This is a genomic window from Thalassotalea sp. PS06 (assembly GCF_007197775.1).
GTDB lineage: Bacteria > Pseudomonadota > Gammaproteobacteria > Enterobacterales > Alteromonadaceae > Thalassotalea_A.
The window spans coordinates 1,893,523-1,908,255 of sequence record NZ_CP041638.1 but is presented as its reverse complement, the minus strand read 5'-3'; the positions used below and the strand labels follow the sequence as shown (position 1 = coordinate 1,908,255).

Annotated in this window: 12 protein-coding genes and 1 tRNA gene; 4 read left to right on the top strand and 9 right to left on the bottom strand. The window is 41.6% G+C overall.

Translation table 11 applies throughout. From position 1 onward, the window contains the following. Window positions 1-1,911, top strand: coding sequence for a M48 family metallopeptidase (locus tag FNC98_RS08455; protein ID WP_143580821.1), 1,911 nt, complete (start codon window positions 1-3; stop codon window positions 1,909-1,911). 58 nt (window positions 1,912-1,969) lie between these two features. Here FNC98_RS08455 and FNC98_RS08450 read toward each other — a convergent pair whose 3' ends face one another. The 8 genes from FNC98_RS08450 to FNC98_RS08415 all read right to left on the bottom strand — a co-directional run bounded on the left by FNC98_RS08450 (window position 1,970) and on the right by FNC98_RS08415 (window position 7,524). Beyond that, entirely contained in the window at window positions 1,970-4,144 is a 2,175-nt protein-coding gene (locus tag FNC98_RS08450) for a xanthine dehydrogenase family protein molybdopterin-binding subunit (RefSeq protein ID WP_143580820.1), read from the bottom strand. Window position 4,145: 1 nt separating this feature from the next. After that, window positions 4,146-4,613: a (2Fe-2S)-binding protein gene (locus tag FNC98_RS08445; protein ID WP_143580819.1), complete on the bottom strand. Its 468-nt coding sequence runs from the start codon at window positions 4,611-4,613 to the stop codon at window positions 4,146-4,148. 90 nt (window positions 4,614-4,703) lie between these two features. Beyond that, window positions 4,704-5,036 carry a TusE/DsrC/DsvC family sulfur relay protein gene (locus FNC98_RS08440; RefSeq protein ID WP_143580818.1) on the bottom strand — a complete coding sequence of 111 codons (333 nt, stop codon included), beginning with the start codon at window positions 5,034-5,036 and terminating at the stop codon, window positions 4,704-4,706. Continuing rightward, entirely contained in the window at window positions 5,027-5,314 is a 288-nt protein-coding gene (gene tusB, locus FNC98_RS08435; protein WP_143580817.1) for a sulfurtransferase complex subunit TusB, read from the bottom strand. Before tusB ends, FNC98_RS08440 begins: the two co-directional genes overlap by 10 nt. A 5-nt stretch (window positions 5,315-5,319) precedes the next feature. After that, window positions 5,320-5,685, bottom strand: a complete 366-nt coding sequence (tusC, locus tag FNC98_RS08430; RefSeq protein WP_143580816.1) for a sulfurtransferase complex subunit TusC — start codon at window positions 5,683-5,685, stop codon at window positions 5,320-5,322. Beyond that, on the bottom strand, window positions 5,682-6,056 hold the full coding sequence (gene tusD, locus FNC98_RS08425) for a sulfurtransferase complex subunit TusD (RefSeq protein ID WP_143580815.1): 375 nt from the start codon (window positions 6,054-6,056) through the stop codon (window positions 5,682-5,684). Before tusD ends, tusC begins: the two co-directional genes overlap by 4 nt. 66 nt (window positions 6,057-6,122) lie before the next feature. Then, on the bottom strand, window positions 6,123-6,791 hold the full coding sequence (locus tag FNC98_RS08420) for a Bax inhibitor-1/YccA family protein (RefSeq protein WP_143580814.1): 669 nt from the start codon (window positions 6,789-6,791) through the stop codon (window positions 6,123-6,125). A gap of 130 nt (window positions 6,792-6,921) precedes the next feature. Continuing rightward, window positions 6,922-7,524, bottom strand: a complete 603-nt coding sequence (locus FNC98_RS08415; RefSeq protein WP_143580813.1) for a DNA-3-methyladenine glycosylase I — start codon at window positions 7,522-7,524, stop codon at window positions 6,922-6,924. 289 nt (window positions 7,525-7,813) lie between these two features. Here FNC98_RS08415 and FNC98_RS08410 point away from each other — a divergent pair. Then, a tRNA-Ser gene (locus tag FNC98_RS08410) sits at window positions 7,814-7,904 on the top strand. A 251-nt stretch (window positions 7,905-8,155) separates the two neighbouring features. Here FNC98_RS08410 and FNC98_RS08405 read toward each other — a convergent pair. Beyond that, window positions 8,156-9,265, bottom strand: a complete 1,110-nt coding sequence (locus FNC98_RS08405; protein WP_143580812.1) for a tyrosine-type recombinase/integrase — start codon at window positions 9,263-9,265, stop codon at window positions 8,156-8,158. A 482-nt stretch (window positions 9,266-9,747) separates the two neighbouring features. On the opposite strand from FNC98_RS08405, the gene FNC98_RS08400 reads away from it, so the two are divergent. Continuing rightward, window positions 9,748-11,262, top strand: a complete 1,515-nt coding sequence (locus tag FNC98_RS08400) for a sigma-54 interaction domain-containing protein (RefSeq protein WP_143580811.1) — start codon at window positions 9,748-9,750, stop codon at window positions 11,260-11,262. Window positions 11,263-11,443: 181 nt separating this feature from the next. Further along, complete coding sequence (locus tag FNC98_RS08395; RefSeq protein WP_260680627.1) at window positions 11,444-14,725, top strand: DEAD/DEAH box helicase family protein; 3,282 nt, start codon at window positions 11,444-11,446, stop codon at window positions 14,723-14,725. The last annotated feature ends 8 nt before the right edge of the window (window positions 14,726-14,733 follow it).

Genomic DNA, 14,733 nt, shown 5'->3' with positions numbered 1-14,733 from the left:
ATGGACTTTTTTCAAGCCCAGGAACAGGCGAAACGTTCTACAAGTTTATTAGTGGTGCTGTTTGCTGCTGCGGTGATTACCTTAGTAATAGTCACCAATATTCTGGCAATGGCGGCATTTGGTTATATCAATTTCGAGCAAGGTATGGAGTTTAACGCCCAATACCTTTTCTCTCAGTTTGACTGGCGTGCTTTTGCTTTTATATCTGCCATCGTTTGTTTTGTGATTTTTAGCGGTAGTGCCTATAAGCAAATCTCCCTTGGCGAAGGTGGTAAAGTAATCGCCGAATCTTTAGGTGGTTCTGTTGTTAATCACAGCACCGCGTCAACGCTAGAGAAAAGATTGCTTAACGTGGTTGAAGAAATGGCAATAGCTGCGGGAACGCCAGTGCCCGGGGTATACATCCTTGATAGTGAACCAGGAATTAATGCCTTCGCTGCGGGTTTTGACCGTAATGATGCTGTAATAGGGATCACCCGCGGAGCGTTGGAATCCCTCGATAGAGATCAGTTACAAGGTGTTATCGCCCACGAGTTTAGTCATATCCTAAATGGTGATATGCGTATCAATTTGCAGTTGGTGGCCTTGTTGCATGGTATTTTAGTGATCGGTTTTATCGGATACTATCTGCTTCATGCCGGACGCGGTAGCAGTAAAAATGGTAACGCAACTGCGATCTTGGGGCTGGGGTTAGTTGCTATCGGTTATGGTGGCCACTTTTTTGGTAATATTATCAAGGCGTCTATCAGTCGCCAACGAGAATATCTTGCAGACGCATCTGCTGTGCAGTTTACTCGAAACAAGCAGGGAATAGGGGAAGCGCTTTATAAGATCCGTAATGCATCTCATGGTTCTTATATAGAACAACCGGACGCCGTGGAATATACCCATGGTTTTTTCGCAACAGGCGTGCATTCTTTTGCTTCGAGGCTTTTTGCTACGCATCCACCACTTGATGAACGAATTTCCCGAATTGATCCACACTTGTTGCTAAACAAAGCCAATGCGGATAAAAAACCAATGCGTAAGGTGGCTGAGTCGTCGACAACAGCAGGCAGCAGTCAATCCTCCTCATCAAACGCGATTGATCCTGCGGATGTAGCGATTTTATCGGTGTTGTCACAAGCGGGAAATATCAACGAACAGCAATTAGATTATGCGCATCAACTTGTAAATAGCTTTAGTGATGATTTGTATCGCGAAAGTCACGAACCCGTTGGTGCGGTGGCAATTGTTTGTTGTTTACTCATAAGTCAGCAACAAGACACGTTAAATAAGCAGCTTAATGCCATTCAGGAGAGTGACTTTAGTCGGTTAATTGATAAAGTTTTCTCGCTTCGTCAACAAGTAGAAGCATTAGCCCCGGGTTACCGGTTGCCATTGATCGATTTGCTTAATCCGGCACTAAAACAACTTAGTGCTATTGAAGTAGAGCGATTTAGAGAATTAGTAGACCAGCTCGTAAATGCAGATGAAAACATTGAGCGTTTTGAGTGGGTGTTGCAACAGGTTGTGTTTCAGCATTTACAGGATATGCAGCCTAAAACAGGCTTTAAAAAATATCTTGCTATCACGGAGGTTGAAGACGCTGTACATTGTATTTTCTCTCTGGTGTTAGGGGCAACGGAGCATGGGTTAACCGAGGAAAACCTGGAAAAGTTACGACAGTTCTCTGATTTGTTTGATCTCAAAGAATTGACCCCGGATGCGGTATCACTTGAGACCGCGAGTGCTAGCTTGCAGCAATTAAACCATCTTGGTTTTGGTGACAAAGAAAAAGTTATCAAAGGTTGTTTGTTCGTTATCGGTATTGACGGCATATTCAGCATCCAGGAATATGAGTTAGTTCGGGCAATTGCTGATGTCCTTCAGGTACCTTTACCACCTGATTTCAAAGTAGGTACGATATAATCAAAAAGTAATAAAAAAGGGCGCTTACTTGCGCCCTTATTGATTGATACCCAGTCAATTAAATCGACATGGGTTTTATTGGTAAATCACGATAACGTTTACCGGATGCTGCAAATATCGCATTCGTTAGTGCTGGTGGAAAAGGCGAGACGCCAGGTTCACCCAATCCTGTTGGATCTTTATCAGAATCTACTAAATGAACCCGAACGTTTGGCATTTCATTGATGCGAAGTACCGGGTAGTTGTGGAAGTTGGAATTCACTACCTGTCCATCTTTAAATACGATTTCCGTGTACATGGAAAGGGACATACCCATCACGACAGCACCTTCCATCTGTGCAGTCGCACCATCAGTATTTAATATCTGGCCACAGTCCACGGCACAGTCTACGTTTAGGACTTTGATGTTATCGCCATCAACTTCTACATGAACGGCCATTGCTACATAGCTATTAAAGCTGTAGTGCACTGCCAGACCAATACCTTGTCCCTCCGGCAACTTATCGCGCTGGTGGTAACCACTTTTTTCAGCGGCTAACGCTAACACGCCTTTAGAACGCTCAATTTGTTCCGCTTGTTTCGGATTGGTATTGCTGTCATAGAGTTTATTTAAAAACTCAAACGGATCCATACCGGCTTTATGGGCTAACTCATCAGCAAAACTTGCGAACGCGAATCCATAGAAGATTGCATATACGGCACGATACCAACCGATCCGGGTATGCGCTGGGGCTTCACCACTTTCAACCTGCATGTTTTTAATACCAAACGGATGATTGAATACATCTTTGGTAGCGCCTTTCGGAGCACGTTCAACTGACTTATCAAATAACGAATTAATTGATGGGAAAGCTACCCGTTGTAGCCAGGCATCCACATTACCTTCATCATCAAAACTGGCTTGAATATGCTGGGCACTGGTAGAGTGGTAATAACCGGTTCTCATATCTTCTTCACGCGACCAGATTAGCTGCACCGGTGCTTTCACTTGTTGTGAAATTGCTGCAGCTTCGTGGACGTAGTCACATTTAAACTTACGGCCAAACGCGCCACCTGCCATCATTACATTAACTTTGATGTCCTTTGGTTCACGCTTAAGAAATTGTGCCAACACCTTTTGAATATCGGCAGGACTCTGGGTTGATGCCCACACTTCACAGCTATCATCCTGTACCCAAACCACACTGGCGTTAGGTTCCATAGGAGAGTGGCTTAAATGACCACCGGTATAGGTTGCGCTATGGGTGTTCTTTGCTGCTTTCAAGGCTGCTGCTACATCGCCGCGCGCATCATTGACTTGCGCGGGTTTTTCAACATTCGCAACTAACTGTTTCTTATAGGTTTTCGTGTCATAGATGCCATTCTTGCCGGCTTCCCATTCAACTTTTAGGGCTCTAACGCCTTGCTGAGCGGTCCAGCTGTTGTCCGCGACAACGGCAACACCACCTAGTGATCCGTAAGGAATATCGAGACGTTCAATTTCGACAACATCCGTGACGCCTTTGATCGCCAAAGCTGCAGACTTGTCTACAGATTTTAATTTGCCATCAAGCACCGGGCAGTGGACGATGGCCGCATATTTTAGCCCCGGAAATTTAGTATCGACACCGTAAGTACGTTGTCCAACAACAACGTCAGCTTGATCGTGACGTTTCAGGTCTTTACCAATATAGGCATACTCGGATTTTTCTTTTAGCTTAGGTTTTTCCGGTGCTGGCATAGTGGCAGCTAAAGAGGCCAGTTCTCCAAAGCTCAATTTTTTGTCACTGTTTTTCAAATAAACGTAGTGTTTTTTTGCATAACAGTTTTTGATATCGGTATCCCAGGTTTTAGCAGCCGCCGCTTCCAGCATAAACTTGGCTTTCGCGCCGGCTTCACGCATCGGGATATACATCACCCGGATACTCGCTGAGCCACCGGTAGCCTGAGGACCATATTTATCTTCATTACCTTCAGCCTGCAGTACCGTAACCTGACCCCAGTCGGCTTCCATTTCATCAGCAACGGCTGCGGGTAGGGCGGTACTGATACCTTGTCCCATTTCACAACGGCCACAATAAATGGTGGTTTTGCCATCTTCGGTAAGGTGGATAAAAGCATTCGGATTGAAGGTGTCTTGTTTGAATGGTTTTTCACTTGCAAGGGCGGTAGCTGGAATGCTAACCCCAAGCATTAAACCAGACGTACCAACACCAGCAGATTTTAGAAAGTTGCGACGAGAGATATTAGTCATCTTATACCTCCTTAGCTAACTCATCCGCGGCATCACGAATGGCTTGTTTGATACGTTGGTAGGTTCCGCAGCGACAGATATTGCCTTGCATGGCGTTTTCAATCTCTTGATCGCTAGGTGACTGATTTGAATTTAAAAGACCCGCTGCGTTCATAATTTGTCCGGCCTGACAGTATCCACATTGTGGTACGCGGTTATCCAGCCAGGCTTTTTGTAAAGGATGATCGCCATCTTCTGACAAACCTTCGATGGTAGTGATTTCCTGATTGGCTAAGGATCCAACCGGAGTTACGCAAGAGCGAATCGCCTGGCCATTTAAGTGAACGGTACAAGCGCCGCACATTCCGCTTCCGCATCCAAATTTTGTTCCGGTATATTCAAGGCGATCCCGTAAAAACCACAGTAATGGCATATTCTCATCGACATCGATTTCTACCGATTTACCGTTTATCGTTATGGATTTATTCATAAAAAAATACCTGAGTTGAAGAGGCTATTGGACTGATTCTAACGAGTTCACAAAAGATTAACAAATTATCAAAGGACAAAATTGTAAGTTTTAAATACAGCGGGCAGGTTTTGGCAAGCCGGCAATTTTTGTTGCTTGTTTAGCCGGACCTTTTGGGAATAGCCGGTAAAGGTAACGACTATTCGCTTTTTCTTCGGGGAATTCTGTTTTCAAGGCTTTTATTAAGGCCCGAATCGCCGGAGATGTTTTATATTGCAGATAAAAATTGCGAACAAAGTTAACGACTTCCCAATGATCATCGCTAAGGGTTATATTTTCCTGTGCTGCTATTATTGATGCTAATTCAGGCTGCCAGTCATCAACATTCAACAAATAACCTTCTTTATCCGTTTTTAACTCTTTGCCATTAAACTCTATTGCCATGTTATTACCTTGTCTGCATCTAATGTTAAAGCAACGAATTTATTGTAATCACAATATTTAACTTCTGAACGAGACGGGGTTAAACCACGAGCGATTACATGTTCTTCAAGCGCAAATAATGGACGGGAACCAATAACTTTTAAAAGTTCAGGATGGTTTAGGTTATAAACGCCATCGTCTATTAATAGGATCGCATCATCGTCGATAACCGTTGCCAGGCACTGTTGCAGTTTTCCATGGGTAAACCCAGAGCTTCTTATAATGTGTAAATTTGCCATGATAGTTAAAATGTCAAAATCAGGTCGTATTCGTTAAGAGCGCGATTAAAATCATTACGCGGTAATATTTGCGGATCGTTAACAGCCAGATCGCCACTTATTTGCCTTTGTTGCATATCTTGCTGGCAAATAAAAATGTCGTCGATGTCATAAAAACCCAATGCTTTAAAGGTAGCAATGAAATCTTTGTTGCCAATCAGCTCAGGGTTTTGGTTGGCCGTTGTCTGAAACACACCGTCGGCCATGAAAAAAAGTGCCACTGGCATCTCGTAACTTGCAAAAATCAATGCTAAATCCAGCGCCTCTTTGGCCTTAAAATCATCAAATGTGGTTGCCGTGTTGACGATAGCAATTCGATTGTTGTTTATCATAATTGAATTACCTTATCGGCCTTGTTGGTGAGAACAACTAATTCACCTAAGCCGGAAATGGTAAAATGCCTGGCAATATTATGGGAGAAGCCGGGCGCATTCGAGTCGGTAAGACCTCGTCGTTCTGCAGCAGTGATACACAAATGCATTGGCGTTTGAGTATCAGCATGGAACTTGTCCCAGGCCGTTAAGTGATTAATCTCGTCAGAGGGCGTCTGTAGGTATACATTGGCGTTAATCACGCCATGTTGATAGAAGAAAACGCCATCAATGATGTGCCCTTGAGCAATCAAAGATTGTGCAAATTTTAATGCAGTGAGGGTTCTGTTATCCGTTGGCGCGGTGCTAACAACTATGGCAAAAGTGGTCACATTATCTTCCCGAAATAAAAAAGCCCCGTTTCCGAGGCTTTATTCTGTATTTACCTAGACGATAGTTTAATCGTCACCACCAGCAAACGCCATCAAAAGATGTAGCAAGCTAGAGAAGATGTTGTATAGAGATACAAACAAGGTAACGGTTGCAACAATATAGTTTGTCTCGCCGCCGTGAACGATGTCACTGGTTTGTTTCAGGATAATCGCTGATGAGAACAAAATAAACAAAGCGCTAATCGCTAGCGACAATGCAGGAATTTGCAGGAATAAGTTACCGATCATAGCGATAATCAACACCCAGAAACCAGCGACAAGCATACCGTTAAGGAATGACATATCTTTCTTAGTGGTCAGTGCATAGGCTGAAAGACCGAAGAAAATCAGGCCAGTGCCGCCTAGGGACAGAACAACTAAGTCAGCTGCGCCAGCACCCAAAGCATAACCAACGAGTGGAGCAATGGTATAGCCGAGAAAGCCGGTAAAAGCGAATACTGAGACCAGACCCATCGCTGAATTTGCAGTTTTATAAACCAGAAACATTAAACCGTAAACACCTATAAGGGTTACGATTAGACCTGGTGAAGGTATATTTAATGCGATTGTTGCTGTTGCAACGATTGCACTAAAGATTAAAGTCATCGCTAACAAGGTGTAGGTATTACGTAAAACCTTGTTAATTTCAACAGTTGATAATTGTGAAGCGGTATTAAAACCTACAGGTGATTGCATCTGTATTTCCTTTTTAAACCAAAGTTAACTATTAGATGGGGGCAGGCCCCAATAGTTCCAAGTCGTTTTTTACCAAATTTTAACGCTAAACGGAATAATATTATAGAAAATTTCGAGTTTCGGCGAATGTTTAACCATTGTTTTTACAACTGGAATCTAATATTTCAATTCTACGAAAGCAATCGCTACTATGATCATTAACCATGCCACACGCCTGCATATGCGCATAGACGATTGTCGAACCGACAAATTTAAACCCGCGTTTCTTTAAATCTTTACTGATTTTGTCCGAAAGTTCGGTTTTCGCAGGGTAGTCTTCTAATCGTTCAATTACGTTGACGATAGGTTTGTGATCAACAAATCCCCATAAATAGTCGCAAAAGCTTTTGAATTCTTGTCTGACTTCAATAAACCGCTGGGCGTTGTTAACCGTCGCTCGAATTTTTAGCTGGTTACGTATAATGCCCGGGTCTTTTAGTAGTTCCTGAATTTTTGATTCATCGTAAAGAGCGACCTTGTTAAAATCAAAGTCATCAAAAAGCTTTCGATAATTTTCACGTTTCTTCATAACCGTATACCAACTAAGACCGGCTTGAGCGGATTCTAATGTCAGGTATTCGAACATCTTGCGATCATCATAAACTGGGACACCCCATTCCTTGTCATGATATTCAACATAATCTGGTTTCGCTAAATCCAGCCAGGGGCATCGAATTTTAATATTTCCGGTCATTAGAACATCCGATAGAAATTTGCTTAAAGTCTATTTTTAACAGTAATTTTGCATAAAACAAAGTCACTTTGTCGCTTTTTTCAGCGGTTGAAATATTTATCGAAATTAAGGCTTTACAAGGCGAAAACGAGACTATAATATTCGCACCACTTCAGGTGAGATGGCTGAGTGGTCGAAAGCACCGGTCTTGAAAACCTGCGCTTCGCAATAAAATTGATGTTGCGATATGCTAAGGTTTTAAACCACCCAATGAGTCGTTGCGGTGGGGTATCCTGAAATAAATCATATTGGTGAGATGGCTGAGTGGTCGAAAGCACCGGTCTTGAAAACCGGCATACGTTTGTAGCGTATCTAGGGTTCAAATCCCTATCTCACCGCCACATTCGATAAAGATCAAGGGCTTAGTGAAAACTAAGCCCTTTTTTTATGGTTCAGCATTGTCGACGACAACCGAACAACACGTTTATATTGTGAAAAAAGGTTGAAAAATCTGAACGCACAGGATGGTGGTTTTAAAAATTTTATGTTTTGAAATCACCGTAAATTCGCGAAATGCTCCTTGCTTTTTAAGCATCGAACATTTCGGCTTCACAATATGATTTCACAATATAACTCGGGTAGGGCACTGGCATTAAGGTTTTTTGGTTTTTTTCTTTGGTTCTTGGCTAGCGGTTTCTACGGTGTCCACGACCATCGTTTTTCGGTTGTAATCTCGGGTTTGTGCTACGTTGGTGTGACCCGCAGCTTCACGTTTTTGTTCTTCCGAACCTTCAAAATCGCTAATGCCTTTGGCTTTGATATCATGAAACGTAAAATTTATCGTGCGTCCAAGCTCTTTCTCGGCTTTTTTCTTCGCTTTACGCCAAAGGTTGTTTAAACCGCTGTGAGAATATTTGCTGCCATCTTCTTGATGCACGACAAACAGCGAGTTATTACTTTTAAAATGCTGATCACACAGTTTCACGGCAGCTCTCAGTCGCTTCCCCCAGCGTTTTATTTGCTTCTTGTTGGTTTTTGATTGGCAAATATACACACCTTCTTGCAAACAATCGGCTTTTTTAAGGTTACGTACATCCATATTTCTCGCCATACACAAATAAGCGATTTCCATTGCAGCCTCAAGTGGTGGATCGGCATGCTTTAACATCAATTTGTAGTCATCATCTTCGATATAAACTTCTCGTGGCGTTTCTTTGAATTTTTTGATCCCCACACATGGATTTCGCTCGACTCTCTCTCGCTCAAACCCCCAACTGAAAATTACGCTCAGCGCTGATTTATGACGATTGGCCTGTGTTGCGCCGGAGCGTTCATATTTTTCGTCGAGAAATTTTCTAACGTGTCGAGGGCCAATGGTCCTGGCTTTCATCGAACCAAAGTGCTTCAGCAGATCTTTTTTGTAGTCTTCGTAGCTTTGCTTTGTCGCTGGCTTTTTTTGCGCATGTTGCGGACTTTCGTAATAGTCGATTAACAATTTTTCGAATGTGTCTTTGAACTTGAGATTTCGTTTATCAAGCTCTTCATAATTTTTCCAAACTTGAGATTTTGGCGAATCTAAACCGCATAAACGAATGGTTTTACCGTTTCTTGCCCGGAACTCAAAAGCGGAACGCCCACGATATACGCGTGGTGGCATCCAAGCGTCGGCGGGATCAGCGCGCTTTCTGGCCATTGAGAAACCGTCTGGATTGTATTGCGAACTTACTGGTGATTCTTCGGTAGGTAAGAGGGGGTATAACAAAATTTAAGGCATACTGTCGTAGCAACACTTTCTCAGGTTTAACGTACCTGAGATACGGCACTAAAACATGGTTTAAATCATTAATCACACCGAGCCCCTCCCCACACGTCATATGTAAGAAGTATAGCACAGATAATCAGAAAAAAATAACCCAATATACACTATAGATACATGTTCAGTTGTGCGCAAGTTTTTAAAAGAAATTTTTTTAAAAGGAGACGTCATTTACATTTTTAAAATAGAATAGAGACTTTATTTTAAATGGTTGACTTTTTAAAAACGATTTACGCATGGTATTGCCATTTACGTGGCGGTTTTCTGAGCTGGGCATTACTAGTCGGTGAACGATCTAATTTAGTAGAAAACTCTGAATCTAATTACGTAAGTTAAAGGTGAGCTAATTTGCTCACCTTTTTGGTATGTAAAAAAAATTAGATAAGGTAAGATTATTTACAATCTAATAAGGATAATAAGTGTGAATTGTGAAAACTCTTTTTACGTGGTTTGGTCAAGCTGATGTTGACGGTATGAATCAGGATACTGACTCTCCGATTTCCAATATCGCGTTGAAGCATCCTGAACCGTTTGATCAAATCGTAATCATCTCGAATAAATGGGAAGAGGAAAGGCGTAACTATGTTCCCTGGTTGGAAAAAAAACTCGCAATAGCCCAGCGACCTTTTCAAGTGGTTCAAGGTCACACGGTTAGTATTACCAGTCCAATCGATTACGTCTCCATATCCAAACAATCACAAAAGTGGATCAACAAACTTTCAAGTGAGAGCGATGAGCTCTATATAAACCTTACTTCTGGCTCGCCCGCTATGTCTGCCGTAAGCATTATATTGGGTAAAGGTAAAACCAATACATATTTTTACCAATCAAATCGCCAAAGAGAAATATTTTTAGATGACATTCCTTTTGACTTTGTAGCAGAACATGATGCATCAGTTGCGAGGGCGATCTCTTCTAAAGCGACTAAATTACCGACCAATAACAAAGCGTTTGAAGACATCATTGCTGTCTCTCCTCCAATGCTTGAGGTTGTAAATAAAGCATCGAAATTAGCCCCTCTTGATTTACCTGTATTGGTATTAGGCGAAACCGGCACCGGTAAAGAAGTGATATCCAATGCAATTCATAAAGCGAGCAGTCGTGCTTCACAACCGATGAAAACGGTCAACTGCGGCGCTTTGCCCCAAAACCTCGTTGATTCCATCCTGTTTGGGCATGTAAAAGGGGCTTTCACCGGTGCTGTAAAAGAACATAAAGGTGTATTCGAGCAAGCAGACGGTGGAACATTATTTCTAGATGAAGTAGGTGAATTGTCATTAGATGTCCAAGTGAAGCTATTAAGGGCATTACAACAAGGTGAGATCACTCGTGTTGGCGATGACAAAACGATAACCGTTGATGTCAGAGTTATTGCCGCTACGCATCGCAACTTGGTTGGCATGGTGGAGTGCGGAGAGTTCCGGGAAGATTTATTTTATCGATTGGCACTTGGTGTTATTGAAATCCCACCTTTAAGAAATCGAGTTGAAGATATCGAGCCCTTGGTAAACGCCTTAGCAAAAGAAATTAATGATAACGCACAAAAGCATCAAAATTATAAAAGTAAAATAATTTCCAATAAGGGAATGAAGTTTACATTGTCCCAACCTTGGCGAGGAAATATCCGCGAACTGTGGAGTACCTTGAATCGAGCTTTACTACTTTCGGATAACGATGAGATATTTGATTTAGATATTCAAAATGCGCTTATAAACCGAGAAAATAAGCAACAAGACCATGACATACACTTAGCCTACGGTGATGTGGTGAACTTGAAGCAAATCATTGAAAATATAGAAAAAAAATACGTAGAGGCGGCGTTAAAAGCGACGGGGAATGGCCGCGTTAAAAGTGCGGAAATGTTAAGTTTGGGTAATCATCAAAATCTAAGAAATATGATGAAGCGGTTGAAGATGATCTCTGAAAATGAACCTGAAAAATAGAGTTGGCATATCAATTGCGATAACAGGAATTAAGGAATAACTAGGAATGAAGCAATCCATGAATTTTGAGTTCTTAAGAAAAGACTGGCCTGAATTAGCCGACTTTGGTGCTTACGCTGAAGAATACGCGTTTAGCGACCCTCAAAGTGCGCTAATTAAGCTACGTTCATTCGGTGAATTTATGGTGAACTTTATTTACCGTAAATTGAACTTACCTTGCTTGCCAAAAGCTACATTCCACGAAAAGTTAATCGGTGAAGACTTTATACAACTAGCGTCTGCACCTGTTTTAGATAAATTTCACGCGATTAAAACATTGGGTAATAAGGCTGCTCATGAAAACAAAGGAACTGATAAAGATGCTGTGTTTGGCGTTAAACAATCTTATCAATTAGGGGCGTGGTTTTATTGTAGCTATCACAATGTCAAAGCGGATACTGTGCCTGAATTTATTGAGTTTAATACCGATATTTCAGCGGCGAGCAAATTAAAGAAAAAATTAGAAAAAAGTGACGACCTTTATCAGCAAGCAATGGCTGAGTTGGAAGAACAACGCTTAGTCAACGAAAGAATATTAGCTGAATCGAAACAGGCTGCGGCAACTCGTAACGAGCCTGTATTTGAAGCCTTTACAACCAATAGCCAATCTATCTCTAAAACGCTGGATTTCAGCGAGGCGGAAACGCGCAAATACCTTATTGATATGGAATTGCGTGAAGTCGGTTGGGATGTTGCAGAAAATGCAGTATCAACTGACGAAGTTGGACAAGAAGTACCAGTTAAGTATCAACCTACAGAGTCAGGTAATGGCTCTGTAGATTATGTTCTGTGGGATGACGATGGACTGCCTTTGGCTGTTGTTGAAGCTAAGAAAACGTCAAAAGATGCACGTATTGGTAAGAAGCAAGCGAAAGATTATGCCGATGGTTTAGAAAAGGAACATGGGCAGCGACCTGTGATTTTTTACACCAATGGACATGACATATATATATGGGATGACGTTCAAGGTTACCCGCCAAGAAAAATCTATGGTTACTACTCAAAAAGCTCATTGCAACATTTGGTTAAATTCCAGCTAGTAGAAAAGAAAAAGCTATCAGATGTCACCATTGATGCTGGTATTGCTGGTCGCCGTTATCAGTTAGAAACCATTTCTCGCGTACATGATACATTTGAGAAAAAGCGCAGAAAAGCGTTAATCGTTCAAGCAACGGGTACGGGCAAAACGCGTGTTTCAATTGCACTAACGAAATCTCTGCAAGATGCTAAATGGGCAAAGCGCATTCTGTTTTTATGCGACAGGAAAGAATTGCGCAAACAGGCAGAACAGGCTTTTGTCGAGTTTTTAGGTGTTAAGCCTTACGTAGTAGGTAAAAGTGATAAAAAATACGAAAGCACGGCTCGTATTTTTATCGCTACGTATCCTGGCATGATGGGCATCTATGAAAAATTTGACGTTGGCTATTTTGATTTAATCGTTGCCGATGAATCACACCGTTCAATCTACAACGTGTTTGGCAATATTTTTAAATATTTTGATTGTTTACAAGTTGGCTTAACCGCAACCCCAGTAGAAATGGTTTCACGCTCCACCTGTCAATTATTCGACTGTGGTTATAAAGACCCCACGGCTAATTATCCGTTGGAAAAAGCAATAGAAGAAGATCACCTAGTGCCGTATGAAATTGTCACAATGACAACCAAGTTCATGCGCGATGGAATTAATCAACGCTCTTTGACCGATGAACAAATAGCGGAATTGGAAGACCAAGGTGTAGACCCAAACGAACTTGAGTTTGACTCAAAAGACATTGATAAGGTCATTTTAAACAAAGATACCAACCGAAAAGTCCTCCGCAACTTAATGGAAAATGGTATCAAGGACAAAGACAATCAATTCATTGGTAAGTCGATTATCTTTGCCAGACGAATCGACCACGCTCGTTTGCTTAAAGAACTGTTCGATGAAATGTACCCAGAGCTCAGTAATGGCTTTTGTGAAGTTATTCACTCAGATGAGCCAAGAGCTGAAGCATTGATCGATCAGTTTAAAGTGACTGAGGAAGAAAAGGCAAAAGATCCTTCGTTACCAGATCCGATCACGCTGGCGATATCCGTTGATATGTTAGATACCGGGATTGATGTGCCAAGTGTGGTAAACCTTGTCTTTGCCAAACCTGTAAAATCGAAGGTTAAGTTCTGGCAAATGATAGGCCGTGGTACACGCCTATGTGAAGATTTATTTGGTAAAGGAAAACATAAAACACGTTTCCTAATTTTCGACCATTGGAACAACTTTGATTACTTCGAATTTGAATACGAAGAAGTCGAGCCAACCAATAGTAAATCACTGGCGCAAAAGCGTTTCGAGTTAAGGATGTTACTAGCGTCAAGTGCGCTAAATAAACTAGAAATCCCTGCGTTTGAAACAGTAATTAAGTTAATTCAACAAGACATAATAGCCTTAGATACTAAGAACATTAATGTGCGAGACAATTGGCAACTCGTTGAACAAATGTCAGACGCTAAGCTGTTAAAGCAATTTGCCAAGCCAACAGTCGCCTTACTTGAAAGTGAAATTGCGCGATTGATGAACTGGCTTGATATTCGTGGGCAAAGTAAAGCTCTCCGTTGGGATTGTTTAATTGCTCAAACACAAACAGAACTATTACTCAATCCTCAAGCAATTGGTGAGCTTAAATTTGAAATTAAAGGTGTGTTAGAACGCCTGCCAAAAAATACAGCTCAAGTGCAGGCCAAAGCCGTTGAAATCAAGTTTTTGATGGATGACAATAATTGGCACGGCATCACCTTTGATGCTCTGGAGCAACATCGTATTGCGTTAAGAGACATCATGTATTTGCTTGAAGGTGAAATCCTGCCGCCAAATCTCGGCCCTACATATACAGATATTCCAGAGGATGAAACTGAAATAGAAATTAGAACTAGAGCTACAAATATTCATACGGTTGACTACAAAATCTATCAGCAAAAAGTGCAGGAAGCGTTAGAGCCGATTTTTGAAAGTGATCCAGTTATTCAAAAAATCAGAAATGGGCAGCCTGTAACTGAAGATGAAATTGTGCAACTCAATGGCGTTATTCATGCCAAATATGCAGACCTGGATATTGAAACGCTTAAAACGTTTTACCCAGATACTACTGAGCCATTAGATAAGTTGCTCCGCAGTATTGTTGGCATGGATGCTAAATATATTGAACAGAGTTTCACGGTTTTATTGCAACACCATCGGATGCCACCTCAGGCGATGCGTATCATCGATATGTTGATTGGGCACATTGCCAGAAGCGGTGGTATTAAAATTGCGGACTTAGACAAAGCGCCTTACAACAGAATATATGAGGGTGTGCTTGGTAGCGGTGAAGATGACGTTTTTTCATTATTAAAGTCTCTAGAGCTACCAACACCGTTAAACAAATTAGATACGTCTTTTAAAGACTAATTAGAATT

Excerpts from the sequence above, each read along its gene's own strand:
- FNC98_RS08455 (WP_143580821.1), top strand. The coding sequence starts at position 1 with ATGGACTTTTTTCAAGCCCAGGAACAGGCGAAACGTTCTACAAGTTTA.
- FNC98_RS08450 (WP_143580820.1), bottom strand. The coding sequence starts at position 4,144 with ATGACTAATATCTCTCGTCGCAACTTTCTAAAATCTGCTGGTGTTGGT.
- FNC98_RS08445 (WP_143580819.1), bottom strand. The coding sequence starts at position 4,613 with ATGAATAAATCCATAACGATAAACGGTAAATCGGTAGAAATCGATGTC.
- FNC98_RS08440 (WP_143580818.1), bottom strand. The coding sequence starts at position 5,036 with ATGGCAATAGAGTTTAATGGCAAAGAGTTAAAAACGGATAAAGAAGGT.
- tusB (WP_143580817.1), bottom strand. The coding sequence starts at position 5,314 with ATGGCAAATTTACACATTATAAGAAGCTCTGGGTTTACCCATGGAAAA.
- tusC (WP_143580816.1), bottom strand. The coding sequence starts at position 5,685 with ATGATAAACAACAATCGAATTGCTATCGTCAACACGGCAACCACATTT.
- FNC98_RS08420 (WP_143580814.1), bottom strand. The coding sequence starts at position 6,791 with ATGCAATCACCTGTAGGTTTTAATACCGCTTCACAATTATCAACTGTT.
- FNC98_RS08415 (WP_143580813.1), bottom strand. The coding sequence starts at position 7,524 with ATGACCGGAAATATTAAAATTCGATGCCCCTGGCTGGATTTAGCGAAA.
- FNC98_RS08395 (WP_260680627.1), top strand. The coding sequence starts at position 11,444 with ATGGTGAACTTTATTTACCGTAAATTGAACTTACCTTGCTTGCCAAAA.